The organism is Allomuricauda sp. NFXS6 (genome assembly GCF_040148835.1).
Lineage (GTDB): Bacteria > Bacteroidota > Bacteroidia > Flavobacteriales > Flavobacteriaceae > Flagellimonas.
The window spans coordinates 182,947-201,102 of the sequence record NZ_JAGEMG010000007.1 but is presented as its reverse complement, the minus strand read 5'-3'; the positions used below and the strand labels follow the sequence as shown (position 1 = coordinate 201,102).

Sequence of the window (18,156 nt, the reverse complement as noted above, 5' to 3'; positions counted from 1 at the left end):
TGTTTATTGTAAACTGACTACTGATTTACGGAATCCACTTATCCTTGCCAAAATCGGGCTTACGCTTTTCCAAAAACGCATTTCTACCCTCTTTGGCCTCTTCGGTCATATAGGCCAATCGCGTGGCTTCACCTGCAAAAACCTGTTGCCCCACCATACCGTCGTCGGTAAGGTTCATGGCGAATTTGAGCATTTTTATGGAGGTCGGTGACTTGGCCAAGACTTCCTGTGCCCATTGATAGGCAGTGTCTTCCAGTTCGTCGTGCGGAATTACGGCATTTACCATACCCATTTCGTACGCTTCTTGAGCAGAGTAGTTTCTTCCCAAAAAGAAAATTTCACGCGCTTTTTTCTGTCCCACCATTTTAGCGAGATAAGCTGAGCCGTAGCCACCATCAAAACTGGTCACATCGGCATCGGTCTGTTTAAAAATGGCGTTTTCTTTGCTGGCAAGGGTCATATCGCATACCACATGCAGACTGTGCCCGCCCCCAACGGCCCACCCTGGAACCACGGCAATCACCACCTTGGGCATAAAACGAATCAATCGCTGTACCTCCAAAATGTTCAGCCGGTGATAACCATCATCCCCTACGTAGCCTTTATGACCGCGTGCCTTTTGGTCCCCACCACTACAAAAGGCCCATTTGCCATCCTTGGACGACGGCCCTTCGCCAGAAAGCAGCACCACCCCAATGGAGGTGTCTTCCTGGGCATCGTAAAAAGCCTTGTAAAGCTCGCTGGTGGTTTTCGGTCGGAATGCGTTGCGTATATCGGGACGGTTAAAGGCGATGCGTGCCACGCCGTCACATTTTTTATAGGTGATATCTTCAAATTCCATGGCGGTTTGCCAGTTGGGTGATTCCATACTAATAGATTTTGCGGTATCACAAAATAACGGAAATTCTTCGTTATGGCCATTTCAACTAGGCCCCTGAGCGGAGCCGAAGGGGCTCTTTCTTAAATAACTCGATATACCTCAACACTTTAGTGTTGATAACAGCTTACAACAATTGTTGGTTGTGAACGAAATTTCTACGAACTTGGCTTTATTGTTACCATTTATTCTGAATAAAGAACAATTCAAAAAAGCATAACCATTTGAAAACGACCAACCTCCTTCTTCCTTTATTAGTACTACTTTTTTTAAGCTGTCAAACCGAAAAGAAAGAAGAAAGCACTCAAAATCAAACCAAAACCGAAAATTTCACTTCCAACGATTATCAAGGTTTAGTTGCATTATTTAAAACATGGAGAGCATTTGAAAATCCACCGCTGCTTGAAGGGGCACCTGATTATACTACAGAAACCTTTGAAAAGCGTTGGCCACGATTTAAAGAGCTACAGTCAAAATTACAATCCATAGACACCACCAACTGGTCCTTGGAGCATAAAGTGGACTGGATGATTGTTTGGGCGGAAATGAACGGTTATGATTTTAACCACCGTATTTTAAAACCTTGGGTGCGGGATCCAGCATTTTACAAAAACGTTTGGACCTATAAAAGCGATGTGCCCGCCCACGAAGGACCAACCAATCATAGTACAACGGAACTATGGACCTACACATTTCCGCTATCTTCGGAAGAAAGGTCTAGACTCTTATCCAATTTAAAGGTGATTAGACCGCTCAATACGCAAGCGAAGAAAAACTTAACAGGCAATGCCAAGGATTTATGGGTCGCAGGAATTCGGGATATTCAAAATCAGAGTAGCGTGCTTACTGAATTAAAAAACAGAACTTCCGTTAAAGATGACGCTGAATTGGTTGCCGTTATTGATGATGCCATAGCTTCCACCGATGATTTGGTTTCTTGGTTAAAGGCCGAATCTGAATCAAAAACGGGCCCCTCGGGCATTGGCAAGGATAATTATACTTGGTATTTACAAAATGTACACCTCGTGCCATTGACATGGGATGATGAGGTGATGATTCTTAAACGTGAGCTTGCCCGTGCTTGGACGGCGTTAAAATTGGAAGAACATCGAAACAGAAATCTACCGGAATTGGTTGCTGCGGATTCCCCCGAAGCCTACGATAAAATGGCGGATGAAGCTGCCAACAGCTTAATGGATTTTTTGGACCAACAGGACATTGTTACCGTAAAACCCTATTTTGAACCCGCCCTACGTGAACATTTGGGCGAATATATCCCCAAGAAAACCCGTAACTTTTTTGTGATTGGCGAACATTACGATCCAAGGCCACTATATTCCCATTTTTACCATTGGTTTGAACTGGCCCGTATGGATACCGAGCCCCACAAAAGTGAAATACGAAAAGGCCCTTTGTTGTATAACATTTGGGATTCCAGAAATGAGGGAACGGCCACCGCGGTTGAAGAAATGTTTCTGCAAGCCGGATTATACGATGATAGTCCAAGAACAAAAGAGATTGTGTACATCATGATCGCACAGCGAGCTGCACGAGGTTTGGGATCCTTGTACGCCCACGCCAATGAAATGACCATGGAGGAAGCGGGGGGAATTCACAGCGAATACACCCCTCGTGGTTGGATGAAAACCGAAAAAGAGCTGCTCATTTTTGAACAACACCTGTATTTGCGCCAACCAGGATATGGAACCAGCTATATTACGGGTAAATACTTGTTGGAAAATGCTTTGGCCGACTATGCCAAACTAAAAGAATCGCAAGGCGACCCATTTGTGGTAAAAGATTTTTTTGATACCCTGAACAGCATCGGAAGCATCCCAATTTCATTGGCACATTGGCAAATGACAGGCGCTAATGATGATTTGGAGATTATTTATAGATAAAGTATAGGAGATAATGTCACCCTGAGCAGAGTCGAAGGGTTATTTTAGCATCTAACTACATACCCAACAACACTTTAGTGTTGATAAAAAGTGGAGAACCTAGTGTGTTTGATTAGGTTTGATGGAAATTACAGCAAAATTTGTGATTGCAGTTGAACTTTTTTGGCGCCAATTGCCATAAATTATTAGGGTTGATAGCTAATTTTTCAGATATTTAAAATCAAAACAGAAACGAAATGGCGACCATTGATAAAATACGAAATGAATTGATTGACAAGATATTGTCCATTAGAAACAAGGATTTTCTGGAGGCACTTGATAAATTGGTCTCCTCCAGTGCATCTGAATCGGATGTTGTGGAACTGACGATCGAGCAAAAAAAGATGCTGGAAATGAGTGAACAAGATATTAAAAGTGGAAAACTCATTTCACAAGAAGCAATGGACAAACGTAATCTGGAATGGCTGAATACAATGTAGTTTGGACGAGGACGGCCGACCTTCATTATAGTTGTTTCCAATTGTCCCCTGAGCGGAGCCGAAGGGGTACCTAGAAATATAAACCCATAGCCCCCAACACTTTAGTGTTGATAATGCTTGATAAGTCTTTTCCTTTGTAAGCGAAAATTATGCGAACTTCGTTATCTGTCGCTAAAAATAACTTTGTGCTGAGCGTAGTCGAAGTATTAATTAAAAGTTAGCATTAATTGAAATAAAGAGACCGAATGGGGAAAAAACTGACAGTATACATGATTGACGGAACTGCTTACGGTCCTAGATTAAGCGAAATTGGAAATTGGGTTGGAAAAGCTATTTATTCGCCAAGAGCAACGGTTAATAAAATCATGAATAGAGCAGAATTCGATAACCCAGGAATATATTGCTTAAAAGGAGACCCAACGGACGATGCTTTTGACGAAAAAATTTATATCGGAGAAGCTGAGAATATAAAATCACGATTAAAACAACATTTAAGCGACTCCAATAAGGACTTTAAAGAACTAATCTTTTTCGTGAGTAAAGATGAACTACTCACGAAAACTCAAATTAGATATTTAGAATCAAGATTAGTACAACTTGCTCTTGCAGCAAAAACTGCACAGATTGACAATGGTAACTCTCCCAGTTTGCCGACTCTTCATGAAGCGGACATCTCCGATATGGAGTATTTTCTAGAACAAATAAAGCTGATTTTACCAGTAATGGGGTTCAAATTCCTTATCTCCTCAACTGCTGACGAGCGACCTATTGAGACTAAAGAAGAAAGTAAAGTCCATGAAACTTATTTCATAAAAACAAGAACATTTAAAGCACGAATGACCGAAACTGACCAAGGTTACATAGTCGCGAAAGGAAGCGAAGCAAAAAAGAGTCTTTCAAAATCATGCACAGAGACTTACAGAAACATGAGAAGAAAGTTAGTCGAAACACAAATCATGGTTGAGAGTGGTGACAAGCTGATTTTTGCTGAAGATGCTGTGTTTAATAGTCCAAGTGCTGCATCCAACATGGTTCTTGGACGGAACTCAAATGGATTTACAGAATGGGTTAATGAAAAAGGGCTAACATTTAAAGAAGTTCAAGAAAAAATAAACAACTAATGTCAACAACTATACGCAATGCCTTTTGGGACACTGCGCATAGCCAAACCGATAACGAACTCTTTTTCCCCCCAAACCCCTAACTTTACCCCAACAAAACAACACCTTATGGCATCCGATTGGCATAAAAAGTGGAATATCAAGTTTGGACTGGCGGGGTACGCATAAGACATACAATCCAAAAAATACTTAAAAGAAAAAATGGAATCGATAATCAAGTGTAATCCAATTCCAATTTTTCCTAATCGGTTATATGGCCAAGCATTCGGCAAATCTTGGACATAACAGTGGCAATAATACCCAGACATGGATAAAGAAAAGTACAATAAATAGTAGTCCAATGATCAAGGTATGGCTTATATACACTTCATCGCCTTCAGGTTTTATTTTGGGCCATAACAAGCCAAAAACTCCTGCTGCAAACAACAAGAAAGGTACACCAGAGAAAAAAACCAGAAAATTTAAATCAAACTGCTCTCTCATAGCGCCATAGATTATATAACCAATTACTATCGATACTATTATCAATATCCAAAAAACCTTTTTTCTTGGGCTGTTATTACCATTTTCCATGACTAGTGTATTTTAAAATTACTATTGGTTGAAATTATTTGATTCATCCTAAATATTCCATGACTAGCATCAGTTTGTGAATCATAATCATCATTTTTGTGTGTTACTTTAAACAATTCCCCTAATTTTATGACTATTATCTCTTATAAAAATGACAAGCGACTGGCTTAAAAAGTGGAATACCAAGTTTGGGCAAACCGAATATGCCTACGGCACCCGACCCAACAACTATTTAAAAGAAAAACTGCAGACCCTGCCAACAGGCTCCATTCTTTTTGGTGCAGAGGGCGAGGGACGCAATGCCTTATTTGCTGCCCAATTGGGCTGGGATGTCTCCGCATTTGACATTAGCGAAGCAGGACATCAAAAAGCCTTGAAATTGGCAGATAAAAACAAGGTATCCATTGACTATCTGGTAGGAGAACTCCCTGATTTGGGATACCGCGAAGAACAATTCGACGCCATTGCCTTGATTTATGCCCACTTCCCTCCCAACATCCGTTCGGGCTATCATAAATTGTTGCACAGCTATTTAAAAAAAGGCGGGACCATCATTTTTGAAGGTTTTGGTAAAGATCATCTAGAATACAAAAAGAACAATCCAAATGTTGGAGGTCCGGGTAATTTAGAATCCTTGTTTTCCATAAAAGAATTGCAATCCGATTTTCCCGATTACGAAATCCTAGAACTTAAAAAAACCACAGTGGAACTCAATGAAGGCGATGGTCATGTGGGCACGGGTTCCGTAATACGATTTTTGGGCAGGAAGAAATAGTTGATACTGCTTTTCCATAGGGTTTATCCAAACTTGGGTCCAGTTGGATTTTTTGGACACCAAAATCCTTATTTTTATCGCATAAGTGCCGATTTTACTGTGTATGACATAAAGGTGACATCTAAATGTCGTGGTGCTGTCATGACCCCAGGGATACCTTTGTTCATGAATCAAAATCAAAAATTATGAGCAATACATCAATCGGAGAACGACTCAAGTATCAACGTAAACTGAAAGGGTATTCCCAAGAGGAACTCGCCCACAGAACCAATGTCACGGTACGGACTATTCAGCGTATCGAAAAAGAAGAGGTCGCTCCGCACCTAAATACCGTTAAACTCTTGGCAGTAGCCTTGGAGATAGAAGTAGATGAGCTAGTTCCATTGGAAAATCCGAAAGAAGAAACCATTAAAAAGAAATGGTTGCTCTTAATGCACGCTACTCCCCTGGCCGGAATATTTCTCCCTTTGCTCAATGTCCTCATCCCACTTTTTCTGTGGATTCATAAACGGGAAGACAACCCATTGTATAACGAGCATGGCATTAAGGTAATCAACTTTCAAATCACCGTATTGATTTTGGCGGTGCTGTCGTTTATCAGTTTACTGACCATCGAGAAATGGGGATTTATCATTTTTATTTCCGTGGTACCCATTTGCATCGGCATTATCATCTTCAACATCATTTACGTGGTACAGAAAAACAAGTGTTACTATCCCTTTTCAATTCCTTTTTTAAGGTTGAAGAAGAACCAGACGTTTGGCCTATTGCTCGTAATAGGCTTATCAATATTCTGCAGTTGTTCAGGTCCAAAACAGGAAGGCATTGAACGTTTGGATGGCTCTATAATCACCAAGGATTCCATTACCAAAAAAATTGACCAATTAATGGCCGACTCAGAAGTATATGGTATGGCCATTTCCATTTTTGATGATAATCAGCCCGTGTATCAAAGGGTTTTCGGGTATAAAGATTATCCCAATAAAATAGTACTGACAGATTCCACAAATATCTACGGAGCATCTTTCAGTAAAGCCGTATTTGGAGTTTTGGTGATGAAATTGGTCGAGGATAGCGTGATTGATTTGGACACGCCCTTGGAGTCCTACTTGCCCAAGAAAATATACGAATATGAACCACAAACCCGTTGGCACGATGATTTTTCCAGTTTGAAAGAAGATTCAATGTACCATAAAATTACAGCAAGGATGTGCCTCGACCATACTACTGGGTTCAAAAATTACAGATGGTTTGAAGAAGACAACAAATTAAGGGTGCACCATACTCCCGGAACAAAATACGGCTACAGTGGGGAGGGCTTTATCTATTTACAAGTAGTTCTTGAAAAATTGACAGGCAAAGGATTGGAAGAGCTTGCCCAAGAAAATATTTTTGAACCCTTGGGCATGGAAAACTCTGCCTACGAATGGAAAACAAGATTTGACCAGGATTTTGCGCTTGGACACAACGAAAAGGGGGAATCCCTCAAAAAAGACAAGGATAACGAGCCCAGAGGTGGTGGAACTTTGGAAACCACGGCAAAGGACTACACCAAATTTTTGACTGCGGTGCTCAATCAAAAATTGATCAGCAAGGAATCTTACGATGAGATCTTTAGTCCGCACATCAGAATTCGTTCTGAAAAACAATTTGGAGAGAAGGCCAATACCATCACGGATAAATATGATTCAATACGTTTGGGGTATGGTCTGGGCTGGGGCTATTTTGAAACACCGCATGGCAAAGCTGTTTTTAAAGAAGGGCATGGAAGCGGATTTGTACACCACTCGGTGCTTTTTCCAGAAACGGGCAAAGGCATTATGATCATGACCAATTTTGAACGGGGCAATAGTATTTTTAAGGAATTGCTCGAAATCACTCTAAAAGATGTGTACACGCCTTGGGAGTGGGAGAATTATATTCCTTATAATGCGGTGAAATAACATTAAAGAAATTCAGGCAATCAATACGATTGCCTGAATTCTTAACTAAACTGGGGAACTACCTAATTAAATCTTTATTTCCGTTGATTTTTTAATATCGCGTGATGAAGCTCCAGCCTTGATCAAATATTTTCCGGGCTCCAAGGTCCATTGTGAACCGTTTTCATTCCAATAGCGTAACTCCTTCACAGGAATGTTTACTCGTAAGGTATCGGTGGCTCCTGCCGATAACAGGGTTGTTTTGGCAAAAGCTTTCAGTTCCTGGGTAGGCCTGTCGATTTGGGTGGAATCCTTGGACACATAGAATTGCACTATTTCTTTACCCGCAATTTCACCCATATTGGTTATGGGAACAGCAACTTTGAGCGAATCATTTTCATGGACCAGCTCCATGTCGCCGTATTCAAAGTTGGTATAGGACATCCCAAAACCAAAAGGATAGGAAACATCCAAGCCCGCTTTGTCAAAATGGCGATATCCTACATAAATGCCTTCCTCGTATTCCGTGTAATCCACATTTTTCACCATTTCATCTTCGGGTACGTCATCCTTGCCAAATAACATGTCAGTCATCTGCATGGGCAGTCCATTCTGTGGAAAGTTGGCGTTGCTTGCATGATCATCAACCTGTACGGGAAATGTCATGGTCAGTTTTCCGCTTGGATTCACATTTCCACTTAAAATATCCGCTACGGCGTTGCCCCCTTCTTGCCCACCTTGCCAAGCCAATACAATGGCGTCCGGTAAATCTTTCCAAGATGCCGTTTCAATGACACCTCCAATATTCAAAACCACGATTACCTTTTTGTTGTTGGCATGAAAAGCTTTGCAGGTAGCGTTCAACATGTTTTTTTCTTTGTCCGAAAGCAAAAAGTCATCGGTAACCACCCTGTCCCCGCCTTCTCCACTATTGCGACCAATGGTGATAATGGCCAAATCGCTTTCCGCTGCAATCTCTTGCATTAAAGTTTCATCATAAGTCATCTCAGGCGGAAGGTAAGGATTGAACATAGCAGACATCCCTTCTGGTTTTTCAAAAGCTTCAGGATTACTGTTTTTATGGTTTTGGTAAGCTTCTTTTGCTTTTTGACTTACTGAAAAGCCCGTATTGGCAAGCCCTTCTTCCAAGGAAACCGTATAGGCTTCGTTTACATCGCCAGAACCGGTTCCTCCAGCTATAAAATCGTAGGAATACACACCGATGAGTGCTGCATTCTTGCCTTTTTCCAAGGGCAATACATTGTCATTCTTCAATAAAACCATTCCCTCCGATGCCGATTTTCTTGTGATTTCGGCATGAGCTTCCAAATCTGGGTTTTCACTATAGTCATACCCCTTCATCTTCTTGCTCTTGAAAATCAAAGTTAGGATTCGTTTTACCGAAGTATCCACAGCTTTCATATCCAAGCTGCCATCCTCATACCCTTCAGTTAGGGCATTCCATTGTTTTTTGGTGCCGGGCTCCAATAAATCGTTCCCAGCGTTTATCATGGCCACGGCATCGTTCCCGCCAAACCAGTCAGACATGACAAGGCCTTCAAAACCCCAGTCATCACGCAAAACATCGGTGAGCAAATGCTCGCTTTCGGAGGTGTATGTGCCATTTACTTTATTGTATGAAGACATTATGGTCCACGGTTGGGCATCTTCCACAATAATTTCAAATCCTTTCAGGTAAATTTCACGCATCGCACGATCAGATACCCGGGTATCGTTAAAGTTCCGGTTAGTTTCTTGATTGTTGGCCACAAAGTGTTTTACCGATGTTCCTATTCCATTGGATTCAATGCCATTGACCATGGCAGCTCCTATTTTACCTGTTACCAAAGGATCTTCGGAATAATATTCAAAGTTTCTTCCGCAGAATGGGTGACGGTGGATGTTGGCTCCTGGTCCAAGAATTACATCAATTCCATATTCCAAAGCTTCATTACCCATGGCATCACCGACTTTGTAGGCCAAATCTGTGTTCCAAGTAGATGCCAAAAGTGTGGCAATGGGGAAAGCGGTACAATAAAAAGTACGGTCAATTCCTTCGCGTGTGGGCTCAATACGGAGTCCTGCAGGCCCATCGGAAAGGTTGAGTGCTGGTATCCCCAATCTTGGTGTGGCCACAATGGTCCCCACTACCCCGGGAATGCCTTCTTCGGGGTTTACCATACCCATTCCGGAGGCCATCCCCGAACCTTTTAAAATATGGATTTTCTCCTCTACCGTCATCTGGGAGAGTAGGTCCTCTACCCTATCGGCAATGGATACGCGGTCATCTTCATAGACATCCAAAGCGCCATTCTCGTTTCGGTCCAAAAAAGTGTAACCTTCTATAGTGAGTTCTGGTATTTCTTTCTTCTCGGTGTAATCATCTTCAAAACTTAAAAATTGTGAACTCAGGTACCACCATCCCAATAGTCCACCAACAATCAAGATGACCAAGATGATGCCTAAGGTTTTTAGTGTTATGCGAAGTAATTTTTTCATAATTGTTTGGTTTGTGACAATGCGACACAAATTTATAAAAGATTTTCATGTGGCAAAATGACACAAATTATTATTTTTGTAATATGGACTTTCAGGAATTCATAACGAAGGGCAAAAAAACCTATCTCCCCAATCTTTCGGTGGATATGGTCATCATCGCTTTTCATGAAGAAAAGCTTAAGTGTCTTTTGCTTCAAATCAATAATAAATGGCTTTTGCCAGGCGGTTATATTCTTCGGACGGAATCCGTTGAGGACGCCACGGTACGCATTTTACGGGAACGTACAGGATTGTCAGACCCTCATTTTAAGTTTTTATCGGTTTTTGGAGACCCCAACCGGAAGTTTACCAAGGAATGGCAGGATTTTTTTGAGAATCATGACCTTCCTTTTAAAGAAGATACTTGGATAAACGACCGTTTTGTGACGCTGGCACATTACTCCTTGGTAGATTTTGAAAAGACCAAACCCGTTGTAGGTAATTTGGATGAAGCTTTTGCTTGGTTCCCTTTGGATGAACTTCCCGATATGTGGATGGATCATAAAGAAATTGTGCTTGTTGCCAAAGAACGCCTCAAAAGGGATATTCAACAGGAGCAGTTGACCTATAATTTGCTCCCTTCGGAATTCACTATGCCGCAGCTTCACCAATTGCATCAAACTATTTTGGAAGAAAACTTGGACCGAAGCCGTTTCCAGAAAAAAATGATTGCATCAGGAGCTTTTGAGCGACTGCCCAAGCTTAAAAAAGAAACTCCAGGGCGAAATCCATATCAGTATCGAGTTAAAAAGACTTAGTATCAGTCCGTTCCTTTTTGGTTTGCCATGAAAATAACATAACTTGGTTAGCTCACTAAATAACCAGACTATGAAACCAACCCACTATTGCTCACTACTTACCTTTTTATTGATTTTGGCCAGCTGTTCCCAGCCCCAAAATTTTGATGTACTCATCAAAAACGGACAAATTGTGGATGGGTCCGGAAAACCTTCTTATATCGGTGATGTTGGTATCAATGCCGATACCATTGCCGCAGTGGGTGATTTGGGCGATGCTACCGGGACTCAAGAAATTGATGCTTCGGGTATGGCCGTAGCCCCCGGATTTATAAATATGTTGAGCTGGGCCACAGAATCCTTGATTGAGGACGGAAGATCTATGGCGGATATTAAACAAGGGGTGACCTTGGAGGTTTTTGGTGAGGGCTGGTCCATGGGTCCGCTCAACGAATCCATGAAAAAAGAAGAACAAGAAAGTCAAGGGGACATTACCTACGATATTGAATGGAACACTTTGAACGAATATTTGGAATATCTGACCAACAAAGGTATCTCTCCCAATATAGCCTCTTTTGTGGGAGCCACAACTTTACGGATCAACACCGTAGGTTACGAAAACCGTGCCCCTACTCCACAGGAATTGGATACTATGAAACTGATGGTGAAACAAGCCATGGAAGAAGGCGCTATGGGTGTTGGTTCTTCTTTGATCTATGCACCAGCGTTTTATTCCAGTACCGAAGAATTGATTGAACTCTGCAAAGTAGCCGCCAAGTATGATGGCATGTACATCAGCCATATGCGAAGCGAAGGTTCTCGTTTGTTGGAAAGTTTGGATGAGTTGATTCAGATTGCAGATAAAGCGGGCATACGTGCGGAAATTTATCACTTAAAACAAAGTGGAAAAGAAAATTGGAGCAAGTTTGATGATGTGGTGGCCAAAGTAGATTCTGCCAATGCTGCGGGACTTCATATTACCGCAGATATGTACAATTATGTTGCAGGAGCCACAGGTTTGGATGCCTCAATGCCACCATGGGTGCAAGAAGGTGGATACGATAAATGGGCAGAACGTTTACAGGACCCGGCAATCCGAAAAAAAGTAAAAGAAGAAATGTCCAAGCCAACGGACGAATGGGAAAGCTTGATGCAAGCTGCGGGTGACCCCAGCAAAATTCTATTGGTAGGATTTAAAGCAGATTCCCTAAAATATCTCACGGGAAAAACCTTAAAAGAAGTAGCAGAGATGCGTGGAACCTCACCCGAAGAAACCGCTATGGATTTGGTAGTGCAGGATGGTAGTCGCGTGGGAACCATCTATTTTTTGATGTCCGAAGAAAATGTAAAAAAACAAATAGCGCTACCGTGGATGAGCTTTGGTTCCGATGCCGGTTCTCCAGCTACCGAAGGAGTTTTCTTAAAATCTAGCACACACCCAAGAACTTACGGAAACTTTGCTCGCTTATTGGGCAAATATGTGCGGGATGAACAAGTGATTTCTTTGGAAGAAGCCGTATACAAATTAGCAAAATTGCCTGCGGCTAATCTTAAAATTGAAAAACGTGGGAGCCTCATCGAAGGAAATTATGCCGATGTAGTGGTATTTAACCCCAAAACCATTACCGATAAGGCCACTTTTGAAGACCCCCATCAATATTCCGAAGGAATGCAGCATGTCTTTGTAAACGGCACCCAAGTGCTAAAAGATGGGGAGCATACAGAAGCAATGCCAGGGCGCGTTGTTCGTGGACCGGGGTATAAAAAGAAATAAAGAATATACAACTGTGAAAAAAACCATTCTTTTATTGATTCTACTATTGCCAATATGTTGTTTTTCACAGTACAAAAGCTCACAATTTGTCTTGTTTGATGTAACGTTTACCTACACCAAGCAAGATGCAGATACTTCCACACCCAGCAAGTCCCATTATTACGTGACCCATGATCAACTGGGCCCCAATGTTCCAAAGGATTGGACAAGCCCTGTGGATTATCGAAACGGAACGGTGCATATTCGTATTGAAGTATTGGACAAACCACCGGGCAAGGAACCTACCCAATGGACGCTGTGTTACATTCCCAACAAAGGGCAGGGTAATGGATATGGTTGTACTGCTACCGATTTATTTTTGGAAGAGGGCATATATGAAAAAGAAGTTTCCATGACCGAATTTTGGGAAAACGAATCCATAATTTGGGAGGAAGGCATCAAACAGATGGATTTAATCATCAAAGATGATAGTGGTGGACAAGGCCATGCCCATAAAAGAGCCGACCATAAAAAGTTTTTCCCCACTAAAGTGCGAATAACCATGGTGCAAGTGGCCAAAGATGCTACTTTTGACCCATCAATTTTGAGTCAATGAAGAAAAGTGTAAAGCTATTGTCCTTTCTACTTATTGTTTGTTTGTGTGCTTCTTGCAAAAAAGAATCGAAGAACGCTTCTTTATCAATTAGTTCAACGGGGCAACAGGTTGATTCGGTCTGGATTCAATTATACCCTTATGACGCCCCTGATAGGAGCAATACTCTTAAACTTAAATTTGAAGAGGGTACTGTCAGTTTTGATACGCTGATCACCACACCGCATTTCGGATGGGTAAAGTTTCCAACTAAATTGGACAATGGAAAACTGGAGTACACTTTTTCTCAACATATTGAATTCTTAGTAAAACCAAAAGAAAATCTGCATTTCAACGCATCATTTTCCAAAGATGGATTTAACTATTCAATAGATGGAAACAGTTTTAATGCGGAATTAAGAAGGTATAATACTCAAATAGCTGAGGAGACTGATAATATTTACGCCATATATCGGGAGATTTATAACCGATTTCCAAATAACAAATACGATTGGACATTACCTGGAATAGATAGCTTGTTGCAAAAAAGAAAACCCTTTAGGAATGACATAGAAAATAAGAAAGACCGTTTTATTCTAGATAATTTAGAGTATGAGATTGCAGCCTATTTAATGTATTATTTTCCAAAGGAGAAAGTTAGAAGGTTATATCCTTTACTTAGTGAAGAGGCTAAAAATTCCACCTACGGAAAGCTTGTTGATAAGAAGATGGACTTTTGGGAAAGTTTGGAAAAAGGCGCACCTGCACCAAACTTTAGTTACAAAACCCTAAATGATAAGCAAATAAGTCTTGACCAATTTAAAGGAAAGTATGTCCTATTGGAATTTTGGGGGACTTGGTGCCCTCCGTGCGTCAAGGAAATACCTGAATTAAAGACCTTTTATGATTCAAACAGGGATAACATAGAAATAATCGGCATTGCTTGTAATGATAAACATGATTCCTGGAAGAATTTTGTGACTAAAAACGAATTGAACTGGATTCAAATACTAAATGATTCAAAAAAAATGGATTTGACCAAAACTTATGATGTCAAAGCTTTCCCTACCAAAATTTTAATTGACCCTTATGGGAATATTGTACAAACTTTTAAAGATTCAGGAAAAGAGACTTTTGAACAAATGAATAGACTAATTAAAGATTCCAAAAGTCAATGACTTTTAAGAAAACATTTGAAATTCCTTTACTGCTTCTTCAATTTTGGTTTCGCCGGTTAAGATTTCGAATGCCTGGTTTTTGGAAACATCGTTTTCAAGACTTTTCACCAAGGTTCGGGCCACATCCCATCTTGGAATTTCTCCGCGTTCGTTTAATTTTTGTGAAAGTTTTATTTTGCCTATCCCCTCTTTGTTATTCAAAGCTCCGGGTCTAACAATGGTAAACGTTAATCCACTGATGTCGAGATAATGGTCAGCATTTTGTTTGGCCTGTAGGTATTCTTTGAGTTCGCCACGTGGATTGTCCACACCCATGGAACTGAGCATCACAAACTTATTTATATGCTCTTTCTTCGCGGCATCAATCAGTCTTTTGGCTCCTTCTTGATCCACATTGAACACATCTGTACCTCCGGAACCTGCTGCAAAAATCACTTTGTCCATCCCTTTGGTGGTGTTGGATACATCCTTTGATAAATCTCCCATCACGGTAGCTATTCCTTGCGATTCAAATTGGGCTTTTTGCCCTGCATCTCTAACCATCGCAACGGGATGATAATTTTCTGCTTCATTCAATAATTTTATAATTTTTTCTCCGGTGGTGCCCGTGGCACCTGCAACTAATACTTTTTCCATATGTAGAATATAAGGCTATTTGGATGCCATCCAAAGCAGTTAACGTATTTTAACGCTGACCAAAGGTTTGACAGCAAGTTGGTGCTACCTTATCAAACGCTTGTGATTTTTACTTGTAATTGTTGAAGAATACGGGATAATGCAGTTTTAAAAGTATGGAGGTCTTGAGACACTTTAATTTTGTTATTTGTTTGAAATAAAGGCGGTTGTATCCATATTTTTACGAAATTTAGCACACTTCCCCCATTAACCAACACCACCGTGCTATAATGAAACACTTCATACGTTGCTTCTGCGCCCTAGTTTTTCTTATGGGTTGTGATTCCAAAAACGCTAATACATTTGACTTGGTTATTGCCAATGTGAATTTAATTGATGGCACAGGGAATCCAATGCAAAAAAAAGTGTCCATTGGTATTAAAGATGGGAAGATTACCGCAATTGACTCCATATTATTAGGCTCCAATACCATAAATGGGGAAGGCAAATATCTTATCCCCGGCCTTTTTGATTGCCATGTACATACCGAGGATTTCCAAAAAGACTTTCCAAAGTATATGCATTACGGAGTCACCTCCATTTTTATCACCGGCGGCAGTATTTGTACCCATGAAAATTATAAGATTATGCGAGAACTTGGAAATCAGGACTCGGTTCCGGCTCCCTATGTGTTTCATACCAGCCAACATTTTACCTCGGAAGGTCGGCATCCTTCCAAAACCTATGTGTCGGAGAAATGGCGCGATGGCATCTCCCTATTCTATCTGAAGGATACGGTACAGATTGAAAAATTGGTTCAAGAAGTAGCGCAATATCCCATTACCGGGATAAAGGTCACCATTGAAGAGGGTCCCGCACCGCCTTTTGTGGAACGGATTCCTCAGGAATTTGTGGATAAAATAGTAGAAGAGGCCTCAAAATATGATTTAGAGGTGTTTGCCCATGTCAGCGACAATATTGAACTTAAAATGGCCGTAGACGCAGGTGTGCAGAATTTGGTGCACTTCACAGGTGTTGATATTATTCCCGAGGATAGCGTTCAAGTAGCGCTTTTGAAGAAGTTTAGGCAAAGAAAACCTTCCTGGGTCACGACTTTAATGATTGACAAAGCGTTTTTATATCCCTTATTTCCCCAATGGTTTGATGAAGAATATTTATTGCCCGAATACCGAAGGAAGAAGGAGAATATTACTACGGATTACATAGTACGGGCTAAAATGACCCGTTCCCTATTGAAAGAGATATATGGTATTGAATCCAATGATTTTTCTGATTTGATGAAACCACAGGTGGCCGATGTGCAATTACTCTACGAACAAGGATTCAATATGGTACTGGGTAGCGATGTGGGTGATGAATTCAATCTTTTGGGATATAGCTTGCACGAAGAAATGCAGATTTTGGAAGAAGGCGGTATGAATCCTTTGGATATTATTAAAATGGGCACCTTAAATGCAGCCAACATGCTACATGCCCAAGATAGTTTGGGCTCCATTGAAGTAGGTAAAAATGCCAATTTGGTCTTGCTGGACGAAAACCCCTTGGAATCCATTCGCAATACCTTGACTATTACTAAAGTGATTAAAAATGGTGTGGTCCAAGATAGGTTGATTGAATGAGTCATAAATAAAAGCCATGCCCAAAACCGAACTCAGACCCTTTTGGAAAAAACGCTTCAAGTTCAATTGGAAATTTGGACTCTTTTTGATTGCGTTGATTTGCATTCCACGGTTCATCTTGGTACTGAAAGCCAATCAAACGGGTAACTACGCCGCTATTGGTGCCATTATGCTCCTTTCTGCTTTGGTGCCCTTTATCTTTTTAAATAAAAGTGGCCGAAGAAGCATTGGAATTACGGGAACTCAAAAAATTGGGGCATTGGTTTTTGCCTTTATCATCGGGATTGCCCTTAGTCTGACCCTATACTGGATAGGAAAGGAACTTTATGGCGGTTCGTATCAAAATTGGTACGAATACATTGCCAAATCCTATCAGATTCCAGAAGGTATTGCTGGGAACAATAAATTGATTCTGTTTTCGGTAATGGCCCTAACCGGAATGATTTTCAGTCCCATCGGTGAAGAACTTTATTTTAGGGGCATTGTTCACGGGAGCTTCGCAAAATCCATTGGTGAGCAAAAGGCTTCCATCGTGGATAGTTCCACCTTTGCCTTGACCCACGTTGCGCATTTTGGGTTGGTTTTTGTTGGAGGAGGATGGAGCTTCTACCTTATTCCAACCCTAATTTGGGTCATGGGCATGTTCCTTGTGAGCTTTATTTTTTTATGGGCAAAAAAACGGAGCGGTTCATTGTTGGGCGCAATTGTTTGCCACGCAGGCTTTAATTTGGGAATGATTTACAGTATTTTTTACCTACTTTAAGACCATGAAAAAACTGTTGTTCCTGCCCACCTTGTACTTGATTGTGAACTGTTCAGGGAAAAATATAGATAAGGCCGAGCAAATAAAAAAGTACTATGAAGGCTTCCAAAATTCCGATTATGATCAAATCATGGGAGTTGTATCGGACAGCCTTACCATTACCGAAGGGGATTATGTGATGAACTTTGATCGAGAAAGTTATTATGAGCAATTTAAATGGGACTCTGTTTTTCAACCCGATTATAAATTGATTTCGGTTGAAAATTTAAACGGGGAATTTACAGCTAAGGTTGCTGTGGAATCGCTGCGTTTTGAATTTTTAAAAAATAATCCGTTGACCTGCGAACACCGGTTTCACTTTAACGCTGGGAAAATCAACAAAATTGAAAATCTTGATTGTAAAGATGCTGATTGGCAAATTTGGGCACAAGAACGGGATTCACTCGTCAATTGGATCAAGAACAACCACCCGGAACTCGATGGCTTCATTAATGATTTGAGCATGAAAGGTGCCCAGAATTACCTTAGTGCAATTGCATTGTATCAAAAGCGCTAGGTAAAACAAAAATTTTATATATCCAGGTCTTAACGGTGATTTGTTTCAAATCGTAGGAAACTTCCATCCGTTGGTGTATTCTTCTCTTAAAAAAACATCGGTTTCTTAAAAAGGCACCCATTCGTCAATTCAAATA

At 40.9% G+C, this 18,156-nt stretch carries 16 protein-coding genes; 12 read left to right on the top strand and 4 right to left on the bottom strand.

Features of this window, described 5'->3' with window-relative positions; translation table 11 throughout:
* Window positions 1-25: 25 nt before the first annotated feature.
* On the bottom strand, window positions 26-868 hold the full coding sequence (locus J4E06_RS12170) for a 1,4-dihydroxy-2-naphthoyl-CoA synthase (RefSeq protein WP_349524196.1): 843 nt from the start codon (window positions 866-868) through the stop codon (window positions 26-28).
* Window positions 869-1,101: 233 nt separating this feature from the next.
* Between J4E06_RS12170 and J4E06_RS12165 the strand changes: the two genes are divergently transcribed.
* From J4E06_RS12165 to J4E06_RS12155, 3 genes are all read left to right on the top strand, one after another.
* Window positions 1,102-2,778, top strand: coding sequence for a DUF885 domain-containing protein (locus J4E06_RS12165; RefSeq protein WP_349524195.1), 1,677 nt, complete (start codon window positions 1,102-1,104; stop codon window positions 2,776-2,778).
* A 236-nt stretch (window positions 2,779-3,014) separates the two neighbouring features.
* Window positions 3,015-3,257, top strand: a complete 243-nt coding sequence (locus J4E06_RS12160) for a hypothetical protein (RefSeq protein ID WP_349524194.1) — start codon at window positions 3,015-3,017, stop codon at window positions 3,255-3,257.
* A 245-nt stretch (window positions 3,258-3,502) separates the two neighbouring features.
* The gene (locus J4E06_RS12155; RefSeq protein WP_349524193.1) at window positions 3,503-4,378 is read left to right on the top strand and encodes a GIY-YIG nuclease family protein; all 876 of its coding nucleotides are present in this window, start codon (window positions 3,503-3,505) and stop codon (window positions 4,376-4,378) included.
* A 249-nt stretch (window positions 4,379-4,627) separates the two neighbouring features.
* Here J4E06_RS12155 and J4E06_RS12150 read toward each other — a convergent pair whose 3' ends face one another.
* Entirely contained in the window at window positions 4,628-4,861 is a 234-nt protein-coding gene (locus tag J4E06_RS12150) for a hypothetical protein (protein WP_349524192.1), read from the bottom strand.
* A 241-nt stretch (window positions 4,862-5,102) separates the two neighbouring features.
* On the opposite strand from J4E06_RS12150, the gene J4E06_RS12145 reads away from it, so the two are divergent.
* On the top strand, window positions 5,103-5,726 hold the full coding sequence (locus J4E06_RS12145; RefSeq protein WP_349524191.1) for a class I SAM-dependent methyltransferase: 624 nt from the start codon (window positions 5,103-5,105) through the stop codon (window positions 5,724-5,726).
* 185 nt (window positions 5,727-5,911) lie between these two features.
* Complete coding sequence (locus J4E06_RS12140) at window positions 5,912-7,669, top strand: serine hydrolase (protein ID WP_349524190.1); 1,758 nt, start codon at window positions 5,912-5,914, stop codon at window positions 7,667-7,669.
* 66 nt (window positions 7,670-7,735) lie between these two features.
* Here J4E06_RS12140 and J4E06_RS12135 read toward each other — a convergent pair whose 3' ends face one another.
* Complete coding sequence (locus J4E06_RS12135; protein WP_349524189.1) at window positions 7,736-10,147, bottom strand: glycoside hydrolase family 3 C-terminal domain-containing protein; 2,412 nt, start codon at window positions 10,145-10,147, stop codon at window positions 7,736-7,738.
* A gap of 83 nt (window positions 10,148-10,230) precedes the next feature.
* Here J4E06_RS12135 and J4E06_RS12130 point away from each other — a divergent pair, with 83 nt between their 5' ends.
* The 4 genes from J4E06_RS12130 to J4E06_RS12115 all read left to right on the top strand — a co-directional run bounded on the left by J4E06_RS12130 (window position 10,231) and on the right by J4E06_RS12115 (window position 14,446).
* Window positions 10,231-10,944: an NUDIX hydrolase gene (locus tag J4E06_RS12130; protein ID WP_349524188.1), complete on the top strand. Its 714-nt coding sequence runs from the start codon at window positions 10,231-10,233 to the stop codon at window positions 10,942-10,944.
* A gap of 70 nt (window positions 10,945-11,014) precedes the next feature.
* Window positions 11,015-12,697, top strand: coding sequence for an N-acyl-D-amino-acid deacylase family protein (locus tag J4E06_RS12125; RefSeq protein ID WP_349524187.1), 1,683 nt, complete (start codon window positions 11,015-11,017; stop codon window positions 12,695-12,697).
* Window positions 12,698-12,710: 13 nt separating this feature from the next.
* Window positions 12,711-13,292 (top strand): hypothetical protein, encoded by a 582-nt coding sequence (locus tag J4E06_RS12120; RefSeq protein WP_349524186.1) that lies wholly within the window; start codon window positions 12,711-12,713, stop codon window positions 13,290-13,292.
* Entirely contained in the window at window positions 13,289-14,446 is a 1,158-nt protein-coding gene (locus tag J4E06_RS12115) for a TlpA family protein disulfide reductase (RefSeq protein ID WP_349524185.1), read from the top strand. Before J4E06_RS12120 ends, J4E06_RS12115 begins: the two co-directional genes overlap by 4 nt.
* 3 nt (window positions 14,447-14,449) lie before the next feature.
* Here J4E06_RS12115 and J4E06_RS12110 read toward each other — a convergent pair whose 3' ends face one another.
* The gene (locus J4E06_RS12110; RefSeq protein WP_349524184.1) at window positions 14,450-15,082 is read right to left on the bottom strand and encodes an SDR family oxidoreductase; all 633 of its coding nucleotides are present in this window, start codon (window positions 15,080-15,082) and stop codon (window positions 14,450-14,452) included.
* 269 nt (window positions 15,083-15,351) lie between these two features.
* On the opposite strand from J4E06_RS12110, the gene J4E06_RS12105 reads away from it, so the two are divergent.
* The 3 genes from J4E06_RS12105 to J4E06_RS12095 are packed head-to-tail and all read left to right on the top strand — an operon-like array spanning window position 15,352 to window position 18,020.
* Complete coding sequence (locus tag J4E06_RS12105) at window positions 15,352-16,701, top strand: amidohydrolase family protein (RefSeq protein ID WP_349524183.1); 1,350 nt, start codon at window positions 15,352-15,354, stop codon at window positions 16,699-16,701.
* Between the two features lie 16 nt (window positions 16,702-16,717).
* On the top strand, window positions 16,718-17,464 hold the full coding sequence (locus tag J4E06_RS12100) for a CPBP family intramembrane glutamic endopeptidase (protein ID WP_349524182.1): 747 nt from the start codon (window positions 16,718-16,720) through the stop codon (window positions 17,462-17,464).
* Window positions 17,465-17,468: 4 nt separating this feature from the next.
* Complete coding sequence (locus J4E06_RS12095) at window positions 17,469-18,020, top strand: hypothetical protein (protein ID WP_349524181.1); 552 nt, start codon at window positions 17,469-17,471, stop codon at window positions 18,018-18,020.
* The last annotated feature ends 136 nt before the right edge of the window (window positions 18,021-18,156 follow it).